The 20,251-nt window shown below is 62.3% G+C and carries 17 protein-coding genes; 10 read left to right on the plus strand and 7 right to left on the minus strand.

What is annotated here, in order from left to right; translation table 11 throughout:
- Window positions 1-34: 34 nt before the first annotated feature.
- The 3 genes from ACZ9EJ_RS06350 (at window position 35) to ACZ9EJ_RS06360 (ending at window position 3,500) form a co-directional block, all read left to right on the plus strand.
- Complete coding sequence (locus tag ACZ9EJ_RS06350; protein ID WP_046639176.1) at window positions 35-1,420, plus strand: aldehyde dehydrogenase family protein; 1,386 nt, start codon at window positions 35-37, stop codon at window positions 1,418-1,420.
- Window positions 1,417-2,562 (plus strand): iron-containing alcohol dehydrogenase, encoded by a 1,146-nt coding sequence (locus ACZ9EJ_RS06355; RefSeq protein ID WP_046639177.1) that lies wholly within the window; start codon window positions 1,417-1,419, stop codon window positions 2,560-2,562. The genes ACZ9EJ_RS06350 and ACZ9EJ_RS06355 overlap by 4 nt, the downstream gene beginning before the upstream one ends.
- A gap of 221 nt (window positions 2,563-2,783) precedes the next feature.
- Window positions 2,784-3,500 (plus strand): ParA family protein, encoded by a 717-nt coding sequence (locus ACZ9EJ_RS06360; RefSeq protein WP_046625910.1) that lies wholly within the window; start codon window positions 2,784-2,786, stop codon window positions 3,498-3,500.
- A gap of 33 nt (window positions 3,501-3,533) precedes the next feature.
- Here ACZ9EJ_RS06360 and ACZ9EJ_RS06365 read toward each other — a convergent pair whose 3' ends face one another.
- Window positions 3,534-4,136, minus strand: coding sequence for a ClpX C4-type zinc finger protein (locus tag ACZ9EJ_RS06365; protein WP_080955659.1), 603 nt, complete (start codon window positions 4,134-4,136; stop codon window positions 3,534-3,536).
- 123 nt (window positions 4,137-4,259) lie between these two features.
- Window positions 4,260-5,651, minus strand: coding sequence for a L,D-transpeptidase (locus ACZ9EJ_RS06370; protein WP_370688945.1), 1,392 nt, complete (start codon window positions 5,649-5,651; stop codon window positions 4,260-4,262).
- A 193-nt stretch (window positions 5,652-5,844) separates the two neighbouring features.
- On the opposite strand from ACZ9EJ_RS06370, the gene ACZ9EJ_RS06375 reads away from it, so the two are divergent.
- The 3 genes from ACZ9EJ_RS06375 to ACZ9EJ_RS06385 all read left to right on the plus strand — a co-directional run bounded on the left by ACZ9EJ_RS06375 (window position 5,845) and on the right by ACZ9EJ_RS06385 (window position 7,524).
- On the plus strand, window positions 5,845-6,684 hold the full coding sequence (locus ACZ9EJ_RS06375) for a DUF4432 family protein (protein ID WP_046639179.1): 840 nt from the start codon (window positions 5,845-5,847) through the stop codon (window positions 6,682-6,684).
- An 89-nt stretch (window positions 6,685-6,773) separates the two neighbouring features.
- Complete coding sequence (locus tag ACZ9EJ_RS06380) at window positions 6,774-7,112, plus strand: protein tyrosine phosphatase family protein (RefSeq protein ID WP_046625915.1); 339 nt, start codon at window positions 6,774-6,776, stop codon at window positions 7,110-7,112.
- 70 nt (window positions 7,113-7,182) lie between these two features.
- Window positions 7,183-7,524: a RidA family protein gene (locus ACZ9EJ_RS06385; RefSeq protein WP_046639180.1), complete on the plus strand. Its 342-nt coding sequence runs from the start codon at window positions 7,183-7,185 to the stop codon at window positions 7,522-7,524.
- Window positions 7,525-7,706: 182 nt separating this feature from the next.
- Here the strand turns inward: ACZ9EJ_RS06385 and ACZ9EJ_RS06390 are convergent, their stop codons facing one another.
- The 4 genes from ACZ9EJ_RS06390 to ACZ9EJ_RS06405 all read right to left on the minus strand — a co-directional run bounded on the left by ACZ9EJ_RS06390 (window position 7,707) and on the right by ACZ9EJ_RS06405 (window position 12,585).
- Window positions 7,707-9,368 carry a thiamine pyrophosphate-binding protein gene (locus tag ACZ9EJ_RS06390; protein WP_046639181.1) on the minus strand — a complete coding sequence of 554 codons (1,662 nt, stop codon included), beginning with the start codon at window positions 9,366-9,368 and terminating at the stop codon, window positions 7,707-7,709.
- On the minus strand, window positions 9,365-10,567 hold the full coding sequence (gene caiB / locus ACZ9EJ_RS06395; RefSeq protein ID WP_046639182.1) for a succinate--glutarate CoA-transferase: 1,203 nt from the start codon (window positions 10,565-10,567) through the stop codon (window positions 9,365-9,367). The genes ACZ9EJ_RS06390 and caiB overlap by 4 nt, the downstream gene beginning before the upstream one ends.
- 1 nt (window position 10,568) lies before the next feature.
- The gene (locus tag ACZ9EJ_RS06400) at window positions 10,569-11,531 is read right to left on the minus strand and encodes a DMT family transporter (RefSeq protein WP_046639183.1); all 963 of its coding nucleotides are present in this window, start codon (window positions 11,529-11,531) and stop codon (window positions 10,569-10,571) included.
- 115 nt (window positions 11,532-11,646) lie between these two features.
- A complete protein-coding gene (locus tag ACZ9EJ_RS06405) occupies window positions 11,647-12,585 on the minus strand; it encodes an alpha/beta hydrolase (protein ID WP_046639184.1) in 939 nt (312 codons plus the stop codon).
- A 90-nt stretch (window positions 12,586-12,675) separates the two neighbouring features.
- On the opposite strand from ACZ9EJ_RS06405, the gene ettA reads away from it, so the two are divergent.
- The 4 genes from ettA to metF all read left to right on the plus strand — a co-directional run bounded on the left by ettA (window position 12,676) and on the right by metF (window position 18,900).
- On the plus strand, window positions 12,676-14,325 hold the full coding sequence (gene ettA, locus ACZ9EJ_RS06410; RefSeq protein ID WP_046639185.1) for an energy-dependent translational throttle protein EttA: 1,650 nt from the start codon (window positions 12,676-12,678) through the stop codon (window positions 14,323-14,325).
- A gap of 226 nt (window positions 14,326-14,551) precedes the next feature.
- Complete coding sequence (locus ACZ9EJ_RS06415; RefSeq protein ID WP_046639186.1) at window positions 14,552-16,849, plus strand: methyl-accepting chemotaxis protein; 2,298 nt, start codon at window positions 14,552-14,554, stop codon at window positions 16,847-16,849.
- Between the two features lie 151 nt (window positions 16,850-17,000).
- Complete coding sequence (locus ACZ9EJ_RS06420) at window positions 17,001-17,999, plus strand: ArsR/SmtB family transcription factor (RefSeq protein ID WP_046625935.1); 999 nt, start codon at window positions 17,001-17,003, stop codon at window positions 17,997-17,999.
- 13 nt (window positions 18,000-18,012) lie between these two features.
- On the plus strand, window positions 18,013-18,900 hold the full coding sequence (gene metF / locus ACZ9EJ_RS06425) for a methylenetetrahydrofolate reductase [NAD(P)H] (RefSeq protein ID WP_046639187.1): 888 nt from the start codon (window positions 18,013-18,015) through the stop codon (window positions 18,898-18,900).
- A gap of 416 nt (window positions 18,901-19,316) precedes the next feature.
- On the opposite strand, the gene ACZ9EJ_RS06430 is transcribed toward metF, so the two are convergent.
- Window positions 19,317-20,246 (minus strand): DMT family transporter, encoded by a 930-nt coding sequence (locus ACZ9EJ_RS06430; protein WP_046639188.1) that lies wholly within the window; start codon window positions 20,244-20,246, stop codon window positions 19,317-19,319.
- Window positions 20,247-20,251: the final 5 nt, after the last annotated feature.

A 20,251-nucleotide genomic window follows, 5' to 3' on the forward strand; every position in this document is an offset into this window, starting at 1 on the left:
CTTCGGGCCTGTTGAATTTCTGGAGTATATATCAATGACGATGATCCAATGTATCTCGCCGGTCGACGGCTCGGTCTATGCCGAACGTCCGGCCATGTCGCCGGAGGCCGCGGCGGAGGCCGTTGGCCGCGCTCGGCATGCGCAGAAGGCATGGGCTAAGCGGCCGCTCGAGGAGCGTGTCCAGCTCGTGCTGAAAGGCGTGGCGCGCCTCAACGAGATGGTCGACGAGGTGGTGCCGGAGCTTGCCTGGATGATGGGCCGGCCAGTGCGTTACGGCGGCGAGTTCAAGGGGTTCAACGAGCGCTCCAACTATGTGGCGTCGATCGCGGCCGATGCGCTTGCGCCTTTGCGTGTCGAGGATAGCGCCTCCTTCGAGCGCCGTATCGAACGGGAGCCGCATGGCGTCGTGTTCGTCATCGCGCCCTGGAACTATCCCTATATGACGGCGATCAACACGGTCGCGCCGGCGCTGATGGCCGGCAATGCGGTCGTCATCAAGCATGCCTCCCAGACGCTGCTGGTCGGCGAGCGCATGGTGCGCGCCTTCGTCGAGGCCGGCGTTCCGGAGGACGTCTTCCAGAATGTCTTCCTCGACCACGCGACGTCGGCCAAGCTGATTTCCGAAGGCCTGTTCAACTTCATCAATTTCACGGGCTCCGTCGAGGGCGGACGGTCGATCGAGCGCGCCGCTGCCGGCACATTCACCGGCATCGGCCTTGAGCTCGGCGGGAAAGATCCGGGTTACGTCATGGATGACGCCGATCTCGACACCGCCGTCGATACGCTGATGGACGGCGCGACCTATAATTCCGGCCAGTGCTGCTGCGGCATCGAGCGTATCTACGTGCACGAGTCGCTCTACGACGCCTTCGTCGAGAAGTCGGTCGCCTGGGTGTCGAACTACAAGCTCGGCAATCCGCTCGACAAGGAAACCACGCTCGGGCCGATGGCCAACAAGCGCTTCGCCAAGGTGGTGCGCCAGCAGATCGCGGATGCGGTCGCAAGCGGCGCCAGGGCACTCGTCGATCCGAAGCTTTTCCCGGCCGACGACGGCGGCGCCTATCTCGCGCCCCAGGTTTTGGTCGATGTCGACCATTCCATGGATATCATGCGCGAGGAGACTTTTGGCCCGGCTGTCGGTATCATGAAGGTGAAGACTGACGACGAAGCGATCGGCTACATGAACGACAGCCGCTACGGGTTGACGGCATCGCTTTGGACGCCGGACGTCGAACGCGCCAACCGGATCGGCAGCCAGCTCGAAACCGGTACGGTGTTCATGAACCGCGCCGATTATCTCGACCCGGCGCTGGTCTGGACCGGCGTCAAGGAAACCGGGCGCGGCGGCTCGCTCTCCGTCCTCGGCTTCCACAACCTGACCCGCCCGAAATCCTACCACCTCAAGAAGGTCACGAAATGAATATCGTCGCGAACTGGAGCTATCCGACCGCCGTCAAGCTGGGCCGCGGACGGATCAAGGAACTGGCGGATGCCTGCAAGACGCTCGGCCTCAAGAAGCCGCTTCTGGTCACCGACCGGGGACTGGCCTCGATGGCGATCACCGGCCATGCGCTCGACGTGCTGGAAGAGGCAGGCCTCGGCCGGGCGATCTTTGCCGACGTCGATCCGAACCCGAACGAGAACAATCTCGAAGCCGGCGTGAAGGCCTACAAAGAGGGCGGCCATGATGGCGTCGTCGCCTTCGGCGGCGGTTCCGGCCTCGATCTTGGCAAGCTGATCGCCTTCATGGCCGGTCAGGCGCGGCCGGTCTGGGATTTCGAGGATATCGGCGACTGGTGGACCCGTGCCGACGCCTCGAAGATCGCGCCGATCGTCGCGGTGCCGACCACGGCCGGCACCGGTTCGGAAGTCGGCCGGGCAGGGGTGCTCACCAATTCCGTCACCCATGTGAAGAAGATCATCTTCCATCCGAAACTGCTGCCGGGCGTCGTCATCTGCGATCCGGAGCTGACGATGGGCATGCCTAAGGTGATCACCGTCGGCACCGGCATGGATGCCTTTGCCCACTGCCTGGAAGCCTATTCGTCGCCCTTCTACCACCCGATGTCCGGCGGGATCGCGCTCGAAGGCATGCGGCTCGTCAAGGAATTCCTGCCGCGCGCCTACAAGGACGGGGCGGATCTCGAAGCCCGCACCAACATGATGTCGGCTGCGGCCATGGGCGCCGTCGCCTTCCAGAAGGGGCTCGGCGCCATCCATTCGCTGTCGCATCCGATCGGGGCGGTCTACAACACCCATCACGGCATGACCAACGCGGTCGTCATGCCGCCGGTGCTGCGCTTCAACCGTCCTGCGATCGAGGAGAAGATCGCGCGCGCCGCGGCCTATCTCGGCATCGCCGGCGGGTTCGACGGGTTCTACGATTACGTCCTGTCGCTGCGCTCCGAACTCGGCGTGCCGGACAATCTGACGGCGATGGGAATCAAGCCCGACCGAATCGATGAGCTGACGGCCATGGCGATGGAGGACCCGAGCTGCGGCGGCAACCCCGTCACCATGACGATGGAGAACACAAAGGCGCTTTTCCTCGACTGCTTTTAAGACTTCCGTACGGTTGCAAAACCGGCGTTAACGAAGGCCCGGAGGCCGAAACCTCCGGGCTTTTCCGCATTTTAGAGCCAAAAGCTAAATCTCCTGAGTGATATTAGTGGTGCTCAAATTTGCAATTCGTTAACCATGTTTGGAAAGGATGGCGCTCATGACACCATGCTTCCCGGTGTCCTCGTGAGCGATGTGGCTCAAGACTAGTTCGAGGACCGACAATGCCAGTAATTTCCTTTGCCAACGCCAAGGGTGGAGCCGGAAAAACGACCGCGGCACTCCTGCTCGCCACCGAACTTGCCCATCAGGGATTTCGCGTCACCGTCATCGATGCCGACCCGCAGCGCTGGATCAGCCAGTGGTTCGAGACCTCCGGCGCCGTGCGCAACATAGACGTGGTGTCGGAAGTCACGCTGGCATCGCTGCAATGTCATCTTCGGGAAATGGCATCGCGCACCGACTATTTCATCATCGATCTCGCCGGCGCCCGTGATGCGCTGGTCACCACTGCGATCGGCCTTTCCGACCATGTGATGATCCCGGTCCAGGGTTCGGCCATGGACGCCAAGGGTGCCGCGCAGATCCTCGACCTTCTCTCCTACATGAAGGAGAGGGCCGGTCTGGTGATCCCGCATTCGGTGGTGCTGACGCGGGTGACGTCCATGGTCACCACCAAGGCGCTGCTGACCATCAAGGGTCTCCTGGCCGCCCGCGGCGTGCATGTCCTCGATACGCCGATCGGCGAACGAATCGCCTTCAAGGAACTCTTCGAGACTGGCGGAACGCTCCACACGCTCGATCCGGCCAAGGTCAGCAATATCGACAAGGCGAAGGAAAACGCCCGGTCCTACGCGCAGGAAGTCATGCGTCTCATGCCGGTCAAGATCACCCGGTCTGTCGCGTCGCGCCTCTTCGGATTGGGCCGCTACGCCGCCTGATATCCTCCGACTTCTGTTCGGTCCAAGACTTGGTTAGGAGGCGGTCGGTTCGAAAGAGCCGACCGCCTTTGCATATGAACTGGCCGCCTGGGTCGCCGCGGCTGCCGTTGCGATAAGGTCCGGCTCTTCCCGATTGGCCGGGATGTTGCGCGCGGCGATGAACCGGTCGCGCATCCGGCGCCAGTTCTGCTGGGCGAGGCTGCTGATTTCACCAGTCGGCATCCCCGATGTCGTCAGGATCTCCACCGTCAGCAGGTCGAAGCGGTCCTGCGAATGCATATAGCTCCAGCCGATCAATCTGCTTTGTGGGAGCGACTCGACGAGGACATGCAGCATTTGCTCGAGCGCGACCCGTTCGGGAGCGCCCAGGAGGACTTCGTCATGGGCGAGCGGGATTGCGATCGTGTTTTCATGCGCTTGTTCGGCATGGCGACGGAAACCAGGCGGGCCTGAATTTTCAAGCAGGACCTGGTTGCAGACGAAGACGCAACGATTGCAGATCGCAGTGGCTGCCGGACCGGCAATGATCATTTCGACGGTTCTGCGATTCTCACCACAAAAGGAGCAGACGGCTGCGTCATCCCCGCGTCCGAAGAGGAGGGACAGGGCGCCTTTCAGTCTCGTCGGGAAGTCCATTCCATCCACCGCCGATGTATATGTCTTTCGAAAACCGGAGCCTCTTTTGCCCGAAGCCAGATTTTCAGGCAAACAAAAAGCCGTCGGCCGCGGGTGCCGACGGCTGATGTGGTGTCCGGGATCTTACTCGGTGAATTCGACCGTTGTGCCTGGCTTGACCATCTTGGCGAGTTCCCTCGCATCCCAGTTGGTCAGGCGGACGCAGCCGTGGCTGTTGGTCTTGCCGATCTTGGAGGGTTCCGGCGTGCCGTGGATGCCGTATGTGGGCTTCGAGAGCGCAATCCAGACCGTACCGACCGGGCCGTTCGGACCTGGCGGGATCTGCAGGATCTGGTCGTTGTTGCCCTGCTTGAAATTGATCTTCGGATTGTAGGTGTAACCGGGATCGAGCGCGATGCGTTCGACCGTGTGGGTTCCGGTCGGCGAAGGCGTGTCGGTCGAGCCGATGGTGGCCGGATAGGCGGCGATCAGGCGTCCGTCCGCGCCGTAAGCGAAGACCTGTTTCCGCGCCTTGTCGGCGAGAATGCGGGTGACCTGGCCGGCCTTCGGCTGACCGGGATTGATGACCTTGATGGTCGAGCCGGGAATGGTGAAATCGACGCCCGGATTGAGCGCCTTCAGATAGTTCTCGTCCATGTGGAACTGCTCCGCTAGCTTCTCCGTCACGGATGTATAGGACATGGCCGGCAGCTGCGACTTGTGGGCATAGTCTTCCGGGATCGACGCGACGTAGGGACCGGCGGCGTCGGCCGGCGTGATCGTGTAGTCGACGATCGGCAGGCCGCCCGAATAGGTCAGCCTCTGCATGATGTCCTCGGAATTGTTCGGATCGAGCGTCTCGCCGGTCATTTCCTGCCAGGCGGCGATCGCCTTGTTGACGTTGTCGCCGAGATGGCCGTCAATGACGCCAGGGGAAATGCCTTCACGATCGAGAAAGACCTGAAGCGCCGCGATCTCCGCCTGCGGTTTCTTGGTGACGGTGATGATCGGCTTCTGCGGCAGAAGCGTTTCCGCAGGCCGCTGGTCCTGCTCGATCGAAGCCTCCTGCGGATAGCCCGAATCGGCTTCGGGGAAGCCCTCGTCGAGCGGCATGCGGGTTACCGAGCCTTGTCCGGGGATCCCGCCGGTGATCGCCCCGGGTTCGCCCTGCCGGTATTCGCGGTAGTCGCGATAACCGCCTGCACCCTGCTGGTAACCGCCCGTATCCCGCAGGGACCGGTAGCCGCCCGGCACCGGCGGATATTCCTGGTTCCGGCTGGGGCGATAGGTTTCTCCGCGGATCTCGGTCGCGACGACATTGCCGAAATGGTCGATCAGCACGCGGCGCCCCATGCTGTCGCGGCTGATGACGACATCGCCGCGGTCGGGCACGTAGTCCAGGATCGAGCCGTCGGGAGCGACGAGCATTGTTTCGGAAGGGTAGCGGCCGTAGCGGTTCTGCGCCTCGGCGGAGGGAATTCCCTGTGCCGCGGTCAAGATAACCAGACTTGCGCATGCAAAAAATAGCCGCTTCACGATGTCACCGACTTCCTTGTTTCCTACTTAAACGTAATCGGGAAATCGGACATTGGTTCCCGCCCGTTCGCCTGTCGCCACTGACAAGTTAAATTTGACCGTAGTGTGGAAAAAGTGAATTCGTCATGAACACACCGTTAAATTCACTTCACGATCGGTTAGAAGTTTTGACGAAACCGTGAAGGGAATGATTATGAAGGCTTTTTCCGCCGCCAACGGGCCGAGGATTTTCCTCGACGAGAGCTCCGTTCTCGATATCGGAGGCTGCTTTGTCGGCGATGTCGACCTTGCTCCGGGCCGGGCCATTCCGGACGATGGCGATCCGCGAATCGATCACTCGCTCGAAGGCTTTCTCTTCACCTGCGGGCCGGACCACATTCGCCACCCCGCGGCGATCGAAGGCGCTTCTGACGGGCGGAAATACCCGCTGCACGGATCCTTCTCCTCCCACCCCGCCGAAATCCTGTTCTGGGATGCGCAGGGGCCGGATGCGGAGTGCCGTGCGCGGGTGCCGCTGACCCTTGCGACCGGCGAGACGGCGCTGCTGGAACGCCACTGGCGGATCGACGGGGCGACGGGCGAGGTAAGCCTGTCGGACAAGGTCACCAATACCGGTTCGAAGCCATTCGCGCGGGTGCACATGTACCATATGAATATCGGCGCCTGGCTGTTCGATGACGGGGTCCGGCTGAGCGGCGCGATGCTCGACAATGGTGGCTTCCCCTGGACCTTTGGCGGCGAGACCGGCGGTATATTCTGCGTCCCGGCGGCCGTCGAGGGCGAGCAGTGGGCCGAAATCGCGCTCGGTCCTATCGCGGCGATCGGCGGACTGACGCTGAAGGTGAAATTCAGGACAGATACGCTTCCCCATCTGCAGGTCTGGCGGAACCAGAAGGCGCCGGCGCATGTGCTGGGGATAGAGCCGGTTTCGCATCGCCTGGCAAGCCGCCAGGAACTGGCGACAAACGGAGAACTCGGCCTCGTCAAACCCGGCGAAAGCGTCGAATACGGACTGCGCTTCTGCTTCGTCTGAGACCTGCCGTCCGGCGGCCGTCGCCCGATTGACGCCCGGGCGGCACCGTCGTAATGCTGGCGCCTCAATCAGAACGGAGGGCTCAAGCCATGGATATCCGCCAGATCAACGACGAGTATTCCGTCACCGGCCAGATCACCGTCGAGGATCTCGATCAGATCAAGGCCATGGGCTTCAAGTCGGTCGTCTGCCATCGCCCTGACGACGAGGAGCCGGGCCAGCCGCATTTCGCCGAGATCGAAGCCCGCGCCAAGGAACTTGGCCTTGACATCAGCCACATCCCGGTCGGCCGCATGGGCGTCGACGAACAGGGCGTCAAGGCGATGGTCGATGTGCTGGACGAGTTCCCGCGCCCGATGCTCGGCTTCTGCCGGTCCGGCGCCCGTTCGACGGCGATCTACGAAAAGAGCCAGCATCTGCGCGGCTGAAGATTTTCCACGGCCTCGTGCCTTTTGCGCGGGGTCTTTTCCCAAGCTCAATTTTTTTGAGGAGAATTCCATGAGCATCCAGCGTATCGAGCCGGCCGCCCGCATGAGCGCCGCCGTCGTCCACGGCAACACCATCTATCTCGCCGGTCAGGTCGGCGAAGGTGAGAGTGTCACCGACCAGTGCAAGGACGCGCTCGCCGAAGTTGACCGCCTGCTGGCAACCGTCGGTTCCGACAAGTCGAAGATCCTGCAGACGATCATCTACCTCTCGGACATCGCCTATTTCGGTGAAATGAATGCCGTATGGGAAGCCTGGATCGATCCGGCCAACCCGCCGGCCCGCGCCACCAGCGAAGCCAAGCTCGCTGCGCCGAAGTACAAGGTCGAGTTCATCGTCACGGCTGCGATCTAAGGGTTGCATGGGAGGCTGCGTCGCCAGCCTCCCTCATTCCTGCGCTTGTCACAGGAATCCAGCGCCCCCAGGTCCTTGGGCGCAAAAGATTCATTTATTTCAAGATACTCCCCTTCACGGCGCAGGCGCGCGGTGGCTGGATTCCTGTGACAAGCACAGGAATGAGGGTTGGAGCGTATCGCTCAAGCCTTCTCCCTGATCTGGGTCAGCGTTCTAGCCGGCGTGATCGCTTCCGGGTCTAGCCTGACCTCGATGATCGAGGGTTTGCCGCTGGCGCGCGCCCGCTCATAGGCCGGGCCGAACTCTTCCGTCTTCTCGACCAGTTCCCCATGTCCGCCAAAAGCCTTGGCATAGGCGACGAAATCCGGGTTTACGAGGTCGGTGGCGCTGACGCGGCCCGGATATTCCCGCTCCTGGTGCATGCGGATCGTGCCGTAGATGCCGTTGTTCACCAGCACCGTGATGATCGGCAGGCCGTAGCGCACGGCGGTGATGAATTCCTGGCCGTGCATCATGAAGCAGCCGTCGCCGGCAAAGCAGACGACTTCACGCTCCGGAAACAGCTGCTTTGCGGCAACGGCCGCCGGCAGGCCATAGCCCATCGAGCCGGAGGTCGGGGCGGACTGGGTGTTGTATTTCCGGAAGCGATGGAAGCGATGCAGCCAGGTGGCGTAATTGCCGGCGCCATTGGTGAAGATCGCGTCGTCCGGAACGTTTTCCTCGATCCATTGCATGATGGGACCCATATGCACGGCGCCGGGGCCGGTTTCGGGCGGTGTCGACCATTTCAGATAGGCGTCGTGCAGCGCCGATTTCCGTTCGGCCCAGAGCGGGGCGGCCGGCGGTTCGAGGTCCTTCAGCGCGGCGACGAATTCCGCCGGAGCGGCGCATATCGGAAGGTCGGGCCGGTACATGCGGCCGAGTTCCTCCGGATCGGGGAAGACATGGACGAGCTTCTGTTTCGGATAGGGGATGTCGATCAGCGTGTAGCTGGAGGAGGGCATTTCCGACATGCGGCTGCCGAGCAGCACCAGCAGGTCCGCCTCCTTGACCGCCTTGGCGAGCACCGGGTTGATGCCGATGCCGACATCGCCCGCATAGGACGGGTGCAGGTGATCGAACAGCATCTGGCGGCGGAAGGAGCAGCCGACGGGCACCTTGAAGCGGTTGGCGAAATCCTGGAAATCGGCAACCGCCTGCTCGCTCCAACGGGTGCCGCCGAGGATGAACATCGGACGCTCGGCGTTCTTGAGCAGGGTTTCGAATGCGGCGATCTGGCTTTTGCCGGGGTGGCTTTCCACCGGCATGTAGGCGCGCGCGTCGACGGCCTCGACTTCATCTACCAGCATGTCTTCGGGCAGCGTCAGCACGACCGGGCCGGGGCGGCCGGAGGTGGCGACCGCAAAGGCGCGGGTGACGAATTCGGGAATGCGGCGGGCGTCGTCGATCTCGCCGACCCATTTGGCGAATTCGGTGAAGGCGCGGCGGTATTCGACTTCCTGGAAGGCCTCGCGCTCCTTCATGTCGCGGCCGATCTGGCCGACGAAGAGGATCATCGGGATCGAATCCTGCCTGGCGATGTGCAGACCGGCCGAGGCATTGGTGGCGCCGGGACCCCGGGTCACCATGCAGATGCCCGGCTCACCGCTGAGGCGGCCCCAGCTGTCGGCCATCATCGCGGCACCGCCTTCCTGGCGGCAGACGAGGACCTCGATGCCGCTTTCATACAGCGCGTCGAGCACGGCGAGATAACTTTCGCCCGGAACGCAGGAGATGCGCTTGACGCCGTTCGCCTTCAGCGCCTCGACGATGAGCTGCCCTCCGGTCTTCATGACGGTGTTCATATGTCTCTCCCCTCTTTTTCGATGTGATCGAGTTCCGCCAGAACGTCTGCGGTATGTTCGCCGAGTGCGGGGCTCGGCCGGTGATAGGCAAGCGGCGTTTCGGAGAGCACGATCGGACTGCGCACGCCCGGAATGACCGTGCCGTCGGCCGCTTCGAGATCGATTCGAAGCCCGCGTTCCTTGACCTGCGGGTCGTCGAACATTTCGGCGATCGAGTTGATCGGCCCGACCGGCACGGCATTGTCGCCACAGGCGGCAAGCAGCTCGGCCTTTTTCCATTTCGACGTCTGCGCTAGAATCAGCCGGCGCACCTCGACGCGGTTGGCGACGCGTGCCTTGTTGGTGGCGAAACGCTCGTCATCGGCGACTTGCTCGATGCCGAGAATACGGCAGAGGCGGCGGAACTGGCCGTCATTGCCGACCGCGAGGATCAGGTGGCCGTCCTCTGCGGGCACGACCTCGTAGGGGCTGATGTTCGGATGGGCATTGCCGAGCCGCACCGGTGCCTCGCCCGAAACCAGGTAGTTCATGTTCTGGTTGGCGAGGATGCCGGCCTGGACGTCGAGCAGCGCCATGTCGACATGCTGGCCTTCACCGGTCTTCATCGCATGGATCAGCGCGCCCTGGATGGCTGTTACAGCATAGATGCCGGTGAAGATGTCGGCGATGGCCACGCCCGCCTTCATGGGCTGGCCGTCCGGTTCTCCGGTGATCGACATGAAGCCCGACATGCCCTGGACGATATAGTCGTAGCCGGCAAGATTGGCGTAGGGGCCGTTCTGGCCGAAACCGGTGATCGAGCAATAGATCAGCTTCGGATTGATCTTTTTCAGGCTCTCGTAGTCGAGGCCGTATTTGACGAGGCCGCCGAGCTTGAAGTTCTCGATTAGCACGTCGGCGGTCGCCGCCAGCCGGCGGACGATGTCCTGGCCTTCCTCGGTCTTCAGATCGACGGCGATCGAGCGCTTGCCGCGATTGGTGGAGTGGTAATAGGCGGCCGACAGGTTTTCACCGTCCTTGCCTTCGACGAAGGGAGGACCCCAGGCGCGGGTATCGTCGCCGCCATCGGGATTTTCCACCTTGATGACGTCGCCGCCCATATCCGCCAGCATCTGCCCGGCCCAGGGACCGGCAAGGACGCGGGCGAGTTCGATGACGCGGATGCCGGTAAGCGGTGGTTTCTTGGATGTCTGGGTCATGTCACGGGGTCACGGTTGACTTGGCGGCAGTGGTTACCGGCTTCATGGAGGCGACGCGGCGTTCGCGCCAGATGATATAAAGGCCGGAGCCGATGATGATCGAAATGCCGAGCCATTTGACCGGATCGGGGAAGTCGCCGAAGACCAGCCAGCCGAACAGCGTCGCCGAAACGATCTCGAAATATTGCAGCGGCGCGATCACGGATGCCGGCGCGGCCCGATAGGCATAGACGGCAAGGATGCCCGACAGGGCTGCGAACGCGCCGACGCCCACGAGCCACAGCAGGGTCGTCCAGTCCGGCATGGAGGGCGCCAGGAACGCGATCCCGGTCCGGTCGCCGACAAAGAGCAGGGCGGCGGAGATCGGAATTCCCCAGAGCGCCATCTGGAACTGCATCGACCAGGGATCTTCGCGATGCGCCAGCGCCCGGGTCAGGATCGCGAAGATCGCCACGCAGAAGGCGGTGACGATCGGCAGCAGCGCCACGAAACCGATCTCTTGGAAGCTGGGACGGATGACGATCATGGCGCCGACGAAACCGGCCGCGCAGGCGGTATAACGCCGCCAGCCGATGGTCTCCTTGAGGAAGATGCTGGAAAGCACCGTCAGGATGATCGGCTCGACGAAGAAGATGGCGATGGCATCGGCTACTTCCATGACCGCCAGCGTCGCCACGAAGCAGACCATCGAGACGGTGATGAGGCTCGCGCGGATCGCATGGAAGACGCTGAGTCGCCAGGAGAATGTCCGCCAATATCCATTCCAGAGCACGATCGGCAGCATGCAGAGCGCCTGGAAGACGAAGCGGGCTGCGGTAATGAAGGTGGGCGATGCGGTATCGGTCGCAAGTTTGGAAAAGATGTCGATGAAAGGGGCGATCAGCATCGCGACGATCATCAGGCCAAGGCCGTTGACGATCCGGTTCGGGGCTGATGCGGCAAGGCTTGCGGGCGACGAATTCATGGATTTTCTATAGCTGGGACCGGTTCCGGAAGCACTTGATTAAATGTCATGAACTCATTCCGTTTGATATGCGGGGCCGTTTGATATGACGGGCCGTTTTATGTGGACTGTCGATTCAGACCGCCGGCGCCGGGACGGGCAGGGCGGCCCTGGCCCAGGCGGCGAACTCGGCGGTGGCGCGGCCCCGCACCGTATCGTTCAGCGTTTCGTGGCGCGTGCCGGGCCAGATCTTGGTCGTGACGTTCGAAAAGCCGTTGCGCTTGAAATGCTCCGAGAGCCACAGGATTTCGCGGCCGCGATTGGTTGCCGGGTCCTCCGCACCGCCGATCAGGTGAACGGGTAAGGTTTTCGCCAGCCGATCAATCATCTTCGGCGCACGGAAGGTCAGTTCGAAGAGGTCGAGCCAGAGCGAGACGCTGGCGTCGAAACCGCAGAGCGGATCGGCGATATAGGCGTCGACGACATCCTGGTCATGGCTCAGCCAGTCGAATTCCGTCCGGTGGCCGGCAATCGATTTCCCCCAGGCGCCAAAGGTCAGTTTCGGCAGAAGTCCGCTCGGCACATCGGAGCCTTTCAGGGCCTTTTCGATGCGCAGGATCACCTGCGCGGCGCGGCCCGCCGGGCCTGGATGGAAGTTGGAATTCCAGACCGCAACCGCATCGAAGCTTTCGGGATAATCGACGGCCGCGTTGAGCGCGATCAGGCCGCCCATGGAGTGGCCGAAGAGCAGCACCGGCAGGCCGGGATGGGCGGTTGCCGCCATGTCACGCATGGCCTTGACGTCGTCCAGCACCAGATCGACGCCGTCGTACCTGGCAAAGCGGCCGATCGGCGCGTCCGGCGCCGTCGTCTCGCCGTGGCCGCGATGGTCGAAGGCGTAGACATGGAAGCCGTGGCCGGCCATCGTCTCGGCAAAAGCCTTATAACGCCTGGAATGCTCGGCAAGCCCGTGCGAGATCAGCAGGATGGCGTTGGCCGGCTCAGTCGCCGGTTGGTAATGATAGGCAAGGTTCGCGCCCGTCGGGCTCGAAAACCGCCTCGTTTCGTCGAACATCCTCGCTCCCTCGACCGTTCGCGCATTGCTCCCGGCTCCCAATTCGCCTACATAGCGGCAAACCGAAATCCCCCCGGAGCACTTTTATCCATGGCACGTCAGTTCATCTATCACATGTCGGGACTCAACAAGTCCTACGGCGCCAAGAAAATCCTTGAGAACGTCAATCTGTCTTTCTACCCGGATGCCAAGATCGGTATCCTCGGCCCGAACGGCGCCGGTAAGTCGACCGTGCTGCGCATCATCGCGGGTCAGGACAAGGAATATACGGGCGAAGCCTGGCTCGCCGAAGGCGCGACCGTCGGCTATCTCGAGCAGGAACCGCATCTCGACGAGACCAAGACCGTTTTTGAGAACGTCATGGTGGGCGTTGCCAAGAAGACGGCCGTCCTCGACCGCTACAACGAACTGATGATGAACTATTCCGACGAGACAGCGGAAGAGGGCGCCAAGCTTCAGGACGTCATCGACAGCCAGAACCTCTGGGATCTGGAAAGCCAGGTCGAGATGGCCATGGAGGCACTGCGCTGCCCGCCGCGCGATTCGGAGGTCACCAGCCTGTCGGGCGGTGAGCGCCGCCGCGTTGCTCTCTGCCGCCTTCTCCTGTCGCAGCCGGACCTGCTGCTGCTCGACGAACCGACCAACCATCTGGACGCCGAAACCATCGCCTGGCTCGAAAAGCACTTGCGCGACTATCCGGGCGCCGTGATGATGATCACCCACGATCGCTACTTCCTGGACAACGTCACCGGCTGGATCCTCGAACTCGACCGCGGCCGCGGCATTCCCTACGAAGGCAATTACTCGGCCTACCTGCTCGCCAAAGCCAAGCGCATGCAGCAGGAAAACCGGGAAGAGGCAGGCCGCCAGAAGGCGATCAGCCGCGAGCAGGAATGGATCGCATCCAGCCCGAAGGCGCGTCAGGCAAAGTCCAAGGCGCGTATCAAATCCTACGAACAGCTGGTGGAAGCGGCTGAAAAGCAGCGTCCCGGCGACGCGCAGATCATCATCCCGGTCAGCGAGCGTCTCGGCCAGGTGGTCATCGAGATGGAAGGCATCACCAAGGGCTTCGAGGGCCGCACGCTGATCAACGACCTGTCGATCAAGCTGCCGCCGGGCGGCATCGTCGGCATTATCGGCCCGAACGGCGCCGGAAAGACGACGCTGTTCCGGATGATCACCGGCCAGGAAACGCCGGATGCCGGTTCGATCCGGATCGGCGACACCGTCCATCTCGGTTATGTCGACCAGAGTCGCGATGCGCTTGATGGCAACAAGACCGTCTGGGAAGAGATCTCCGGCGGCGCCGAAATCATCAAGCTCGGCAAGTTCGACATGAACTCCCGTGCCTATTGCGGTGCCTTCAACTTCAAGGGCGGTGACCAGCAGCAGAAGGTCGGCAATCTTTCGGGTGGCCAGCGCAACCGCGTTCACCTCGCCAAGATGCTGAAGGCCGGCGGCAACGTTCTGCTCCTCGACGAACCGACCAACGACCTCGATACGGAAACGCTGGGTGCGCTTGAAAGCGCGCTGGAAAACTTTGCCGGCTGCGCCATCATCATCAGCCACGATCGCATGTTCCTCGACCGCCTGGCGACGCATATTCTCGCTTTCGAAGGCGACGGTCATGTCGAGTGGTTCGAAGGCAATTTCGAGGACTACGAGCAGGACAAGGTCCGCCGACTCGGCCCCGATGCGCTCAACCCTGGCAGCCAGGCCCACAAGCGCCTGACTCGTTAATATCTTTTAGCATTGTCTAAGTTAGAACCCCGGCTTTGCCGGGGTTTTGCGTTCTGGGTGCGTTAATAAATGCTAAATCTAGCACCCCCAAAATTATGGGGATTTCTTGTGTAGTCTAATCAAGACAATTGCAAAGTTTGCGGCGCAGTTTCGCCCTCGGGGAAGGTCCATGATTTGCGGGCCTTATACGCTGTCATGACGACGGGGCCATTTCGAGGATTTATTTATGCTGCGTCTCATCGAGCGCTTGCCTTTTCGTACGTCTTTGACGCTTCTTGCGTCCATTCCGCTTCTGGCTGTCATTACGCTGGGTGCGCTTTCGAGCCTGGATGCCTATGCCCAGTACCGCGAATTGAATCATGCGGTGGTGCTTGAAAGGCTCGCGCTGGCCGCGGGCGATCTCATGAATGCCATTCCGCTGGAAAGTTCCGTGCCGCTGGCGCAACGCCCCGACGCACGCAGCAAGCTGGACGCCGCGCAGAGGACGGTCGTCGAACTCCACAAGCAGATCGACGCGAACGGCTATAGCGAGCCGGGCCTGCGTGACCTCGCCAAGTCGCTTGAGGAACGTTATGCGCGCATGGGTGAATATCGCGCCAAGATCGACGCCGGCGACACCAATCAGCTTCTCTCGGCGCAATATGTAAGCCCGGTCTCCGAGCGGGGCCTGGACATTATCGGCCGTGTTGCGAGCCTCACGCAAGACCGCGAGCTGGCGCGTTATCTCGATGGTTATCAATCGCTGGTTCAGGTGAACAACGGCTACGCGATCATCAACCGCATGGGCCAGCAGTATAGCAAGAACGGCACGCTCGCCCCCGAAGAAGTCGCGCGCTACATGCAGGGCCGCCAGCAGACCCGCATCTTCGAAAAGCCGTTTCGCAATCTTTCTTCTGCGGACGTCGTCGCGAAGTTCGACGCCTATTGGCAGACCGCCGACGGCGTGCTGATTGCCAACACGCTGAAGGGTATCGAAACGTACAAGGGCTATACGCCAGCTCCTGGCGATTTCGACGCCTGGACCAATGCGATGAACAAGCGTCGCGAATATACCGGCGCCTTGATCGATCAGGCGGCCGCCGATATCAAGAGCCTTGGGGACGACAAATCGGCCTTGGCCGCGTACAACCTGCGGGTGATGTTCGCGTCGCTCGGCTTCTTCATCGTCGCGGTCATCGCGCTCAGCGTTCTCATCGCCCGCAGCCTGTCCGGCTCGATCCGCAAGATCGGCGACCGTATGGCGAGCCTTGCCTCCGGCAATACCGAGGAAGCTATTCCCTACGCCGATCGCAAGGACGAAATCGGCGCCATGGCCCGTTCGGTCGAGGTGTTCCGCGAAGCCGCCATCCGCAACCTTCAGCTGGAAGGCGAGGCGGAGGCCACCCGTCGTCGCTCGGAAGCCGAGCGCCTCGAAATGCAGCGCCAGAGCGAGGCGGATGCGGAGGCGAAGCTGACCCAGGCGACCGGCGCTCTCGCCGCAAACCTTCGCCGTCTGGCCGACGGCGACATGCTCTGCGAAGTCAACGAAGCTTTGGCGCCGCAGTTCGAAGGCCTGCGCCACGACTTCAATACCTCGGTCCGCCAGTTGCGCGAGGCGCTGCTCAGCGTCGGCAGTTCCGTCGCCACCGTCACCAGCGGTTCGAGAGAAATCTCCGATGCGTCCGACAACCTGTCCAAGCGCACGGAGCAGCAGGCCGCTTCGCTGGAAGAAACGGCAGCAGCACTCGAGGAGATCACCGCCAACGTCGTTTCGACCTCCAAGCGCACCGGCGAGGCTCGCGACGTCGTCCGCGACGCACGGACCCGCGCGGACCAGTCGGGCCAGGTCGTCCGCAACGCGGTTGCCGCCATGGAGCGGATCGAGAAGTCGTCGCAGCAGATCGGCCAGATCATCGGCGTGATCGACGAGATCGCCTTCCAGACCAACCTGCTGGCGCTGAATGCCGGCGTCGAAGCGGCCCGCGCCGGTGAAGCCGGCAAGGGTTTTGCGGTCGTCGCGCAGGAAGTCCGCGAACTCGCCCAGCGTTCTGCGAACGCCGCCAAGGAAATCAAGTCGCTGATCTCCAACTCGGCGGTTGCCGTCAGCGAAGGCGTCAAGCTCGTCAGCGAGACGGGCGAGGGGCTCAGCGTCATCGAGCAACTGGTTCAGACCGTCAACGGTCACATGGATGCGATCGCAATCGCGGCACAGGAACAGTCGGTCGGCCTTGCTCAGGTCAACACCGCCGTCAACCACATGGACCAGTCGACCCAGCAGAATGCCGCAATGGTCGAAGAGATGAACGCCTCCGGCGCGGGCCTTGCCCAGGAGAGCGGAAAGCTCAGCGATCTCCTCTCGCACTTCCAGCTCGGTGGCAGTGCCTCTGTCCAGCTTCGCGAGACGGCAAGCCGCATGCGCGCGCCGGCAGCTCCGGCCTCGCGCCCGGTCGCCGCTGCACCGAGCCGTCCGATGCCGGCCCGTGCTCCGGTCTCCCGCGGAAACACGGCTCTCGCGCAATCCGCCGACGAGTGGGAAGAATTCTGATCTTCCTGGCACCAACAAAACTTAAGAGGGCGGCTTCGGCCGCCTTCTGCGTTTCAGGCGACCTCGTCGGATCCATCAGTTGCCGCTTGCATGGAACAGCAAAACGATATAAACATATCTTTATATCTTGATTGCGTAAGGATGCGGCTGAATGGGACTGACGCTCGACACCCTGGTGGACGTACTGAAAACGGCAGGCGAGCCGACGCGCTTTCGCCTGCTTGCGCTTCTCGCTGCCGGGGACCTGACCGTCACCGATCTTACCGAGATTCTGGGCCAGTCGCAGCCGCGCATTTCGCGGCATCTGAAGCTGCTTGCCGAAGAGGCGCTGATCGATCGCTATCAGGAGGGCGCTTGGGCCTATTTCCGGCTGAAGCAGGAGGGCAAGGCGGCAACGCTGGTGAGGACGCTGCTCGCCGCCGCCTCGGAGGAGGATCCGGTCCTTCTGAGGGACAGCGAGCGGCTGACGACGGTCAAGCGGCTGCGTGCCGAACGCGCCCAGGCCTATTTCACGCGCAACGCGTCCGAATGGGACGAGCTCCGGCGCCTGCATATCAGCGACGCGGTCGTCGAGTCGGCGCTGCTCAAGCTGATCGGTCCGGCGCCCGTCGACGCGCTCCTCGATCTCGGGACCGGAACCGGCTGGATCCTCCAGCTTCTGTCCAACATCTATCGTCGGGCCGTTGGCATCGATGCGAGCCGCGACATGCTCTCCGTCGCCCGGTCCAATCTCGACAAGGCCGGGATCGTCAAGGCATCGGTCCGGCATGGCGATATTCTCAACCTGCCGCTCGAAGGGCAGGATTTCGACCTGATCACCATTCATCAGGTGCTGCATTTCCTCGATCAGCCTGAACTGGCGATTGCCGAGGCGGCCCGCGTGCTGCGTCCGGGCGGGCGCCTGCTGATCGTCGATCTCGCACCACATACGCTCGAATACCTGCGCAACGACCATGCCCATGTGCGTCTCGGCTTCTCCCATCAGGTGATGGCGGAATGGCTCGAGAAGGTGGGCCTTGAAGTCGAGCAGGCAATCGATCTTGGTTCCGGCAAGGAAGGCGGGCTCACGGCCACCGTCTGGCTCGCCTGCGACCGCCGCCTGCTGATCGCCGCCCATCATGCATCCACCCAATCGCACACCGTCCTTTAAGGGAGCTGAACCAATGACCGCCGATAGCGAAACTTTCAGCGTTTCCTTCGAATTCTTTCCGCCGAAGTCGGAAGAGATGGAGGGCCAGCTCTGGGATACGGTGGATGAACTGGCGCTCTGGGATCCGAGGTTCGTTTCGGTCACCTATGGTGCGGGAGGTTCGACCAAGGCGCCGACGATCAACACGGTGCGCCGCCTGGTCGGCGAAACCTCGCTTGCGACCGCTGCACACCTGACCTGCGTCGATGCCACACGCGAAGAAACCCATTCGGTCGTTGCCGATTACCGTGCCGCCGGCATCCGCCACATAGTCGCGCTGCGCGGCGATCCGGCAAGCGGTATCGGCACCGAGTATCGTCCGCATCCGCAGGGTTACGCCAACGCGGCGGATCTGGTGCGCGGCCTGACCGAGCTCGGCGGCTTCGACATTTCCGTTTCCGCCTATCCCGAAAAACATCCGGAAAGTGCCGATCTCGGCGCAGACATCGAAATGCTGAAGCGCAAGGCGGATGCCGGCGCCGCCCGGGCACTGACCCAGTTCTTCTTCGACAACGACGTTTTTGAACGTTACCTCGAAAAGGTCCGCGCCGCCGGCATCGCAATCCCGATCGTGCCGGGCATCATGCCGATCCAGAACCTGACCCAGCTCAAGCGTTTCGCCGGACGCTGCGGTTCCTCGGTTCCGTCTTTCCTGGATGCCCGTTTCGAAGGGTTGGACGACAAGCCCGAGGATCGCGCGAGCGTGGCTGCCGACATCGCCGCCGAACAGATCGAGGATCTGATCCGCCGGGGCCTTGGCGACTTCCACATCTACACGATGAACCGGGCACCGCTCGTGTCCGCGGTCCTTCAGCGGCTCGGCCGCCGGCAGATCCGCACGCCGCGGATCGCTGCCGCCTGAGCGATTGAAAAAAACGCATGCTCCTACGAAGGGAGCATGCGTTTTCACCAGAAGTGCTGATTATCAAACGGTCGTGGATGCGATATCTTGAACTGGTAGTCGGACTGGTGGCGCTCAAATGAAGAGCATGGATGCCACAAACACAAACGCTGCACTGACTACCAAGACATTGAGAGAGTATGTACGTCCCATGTCTGCCTCCTTGCGTTGACGGGCAGACTTTATGTCGGTTTTGTGCCGGTTGGGAAGCGTATTTCTATGCTGCAGTGCCGTTCGTCTGTTCACCTTATCCGGGTGATGATCGCGTAAACGACTGATTTTTATCGGTAAAGTATGCGTTAATCTTAATTTCCGCAGGGTTAAAAACCCGTGTACGGCTGTTAACTTCTGACATATTCCGTGATGGTTTCGCCCCGTTAAGACGCGCCGGGCAACGAATTGCTGCGCCTGCGAAGGAGCCTTCCGTCGAGCAGGACCAGGCCGAAACCGATCAGCAGCATGCCGATGAGGTCGGTTGCCTCCAATCTTTCGCCGAGGAAAAGCGCGCCGAGAAGGATCGCGCTCGGAGGTACGACGAGCGTAACCAGAGAGGCATTCGTTGCCCCGGCCATCCCCAGGATACGGAAATAGAGGAGATAGGCGAAGGCGGTCGACAGGAGCGCCAGCGCGAGGATCGCAAGGACGGCATGCGTCGACGGGGTGGGCAACGCCCAGGGCTGGTCGGCGAGCAGCGACACGGGCAGCATCATGAGGCTGGAGGCCGTGAGCTGTCCGGTGGCGCTGACCGGCGCGGGCAGGCCGCGGAAACGTTTGCCGTAGGTGCCGGCCACTCCGTAGGAGATTGCCGCCAGGATCGGCAGGACCAGCGCCCAGAGTGGCGCGGACGCGGCCGCCGTGACGCCCGGACCGATGAGCACGGCCGTCCCGGCAAGACCTGCAAGGCAGCCGGCGATTTTTGCGGGTGTCAGTTTTTCGTCGGCGGTCCAGCGATTGGCGATCAGCACCGTCCAGATCGGCGTGGTCGCGTTGAGGATCGAAGCGAGACCGGCGCCGATCTCGGTCTGGCCGAAGAAGATCAGCGTATGGGGGAGGGCATTGTTGATGAAGCCCATGACCAGGAAGGAGCGCCAGTGGGTTCTAAGCGTCGCATAGAGCCCGAACCTGCCGCGCAGATAGATGTGCAGCGCCGCTGCTGCCAGGAACAGGCGCAGGAAGACGAGGGTGAAGGGCGGCACTTCCAGGACTGCGACGCGCGCGAAGAAGAAGGATCCGCCCCAGATCAGCCCGAGCAAAAGGATCAGGGCCCAGGCAGCAGCGCTGGGCTTCGGAATGGCGGCGGTTGTCATGCAAA

This window comes from Neorhizobium sp. USDA 3394, from assembly GCF_056280385.1.

Coding starts and splice junctions, on each gene's coding strand:
- ACZ9EJ_RS06350 (WP_046639176.1), top strand. CDS start 35: ATGACGATGATCCAATGTATCTCGCCGGTCGACGGCTCGGTCTATGCC.
- ACZ9EJ_RS06355 (WP_046639177.1), top strand. CDS start 1,417: ATGAATATCGTCGCGAACTGGAGCTATCCGACCGCCGTCAAGCTGGGC.
- ACZ9EJ_RS06360 (WP_046625910.1), top strand. CDS start 2,784: ATGCCAGTAATTTCCTTTGCCAACGCCAAGGGTGGAGCCGGAAAAACG.
- ACZ9EJ_RS06365 (WP_080955659.1), bottom strand. CDS start 4,136: ATGGACTTCCCGACGAGACTGAAAGGCGCCCTGTCCCTCCTCTTCGGA.
- ACZ9EJ_RS06375 (WP_046639179.1), top strand. CDS start 5,845: ATGAAGGCTTTTTCCGCCGCCAACGGGCCGAGGATTTTCCTCGACGAG.
- ACZ9EJ_RS06380 (WP_046625915.1), top strand. CDS start 6,774: ATGGATATCCGCCAGATCAACGACGAGTATTCCGTCACCGGCCAGATC.
- ACZ9EJ_RS06385 (WP_046639180.1), top strand. CDS start 7,183: ATGAGCATCCAGCGTATCGAGCCGGCCGCCCGCATGAGCGCCGCCGTC.
- ACZ9EJ_RS06390 (WP_046639181.1), bottom strand. CDS start 9,368: ATGAACACCGTCATGAAGACCGGAGGGCAGCTCATCGTCGAGGCGCTG.
- caiB (WP_046639182.1), bottom strand. CDS start 10,567: ATGACCCAGACATCCAAGAAACCACCGCTTACCGGCATCCGCGTCATC.
- ACZ9EJ_RS06400 (WP_046639183.1), bottom strand. CDS start 11,531: ATGAATTCGTCGCCCGCAAGCCTTGCCGCATCAGCCCCGAACCGGATC.
- ACZ9EJ_RS06405 (WP_046639184.1), bottom strand. CDS start 12,585: ATGTTCGACGAAACGAGGCGGTTTTCGAGCCCGACGGGCGCGAACCTT.
- ettA (WP_046639185.1), top strand. CDS start 12,676: ATGGCACGTCAGTTCATCTATCACATGTCGGGACTCAACAAGTCCTAC.
- ACZ9EJ_RS06415 (WP_046639186.1), top strand. CDS start 14,552: ATGCTGCGTCTCATCGAGCGCTTGCCTTTTCGTACGTCTTTGACGCTT.
- ACZ9EJ_RS06420 (WP_046625935.1), top strand. CDS start 17,001: ATGGGACTGACGCTCGACACCCTGGTGGACGTACTGAAAACGGCAGGC.
- metF (WP_046639187.1), top strand. CDS start 18,013: ATGACCGCCGATAGCGAAACTTTCAGCGTTTCCTTCGAATTCTTTCCG.
- ACZ9EJ_RS06430 (WP_046639188.1), bottom strand. CDS start 20,246: ATGACAACCGCCGCCATTCCGAAGCCCAGCGCTGCTGCCTGGGCCCTG.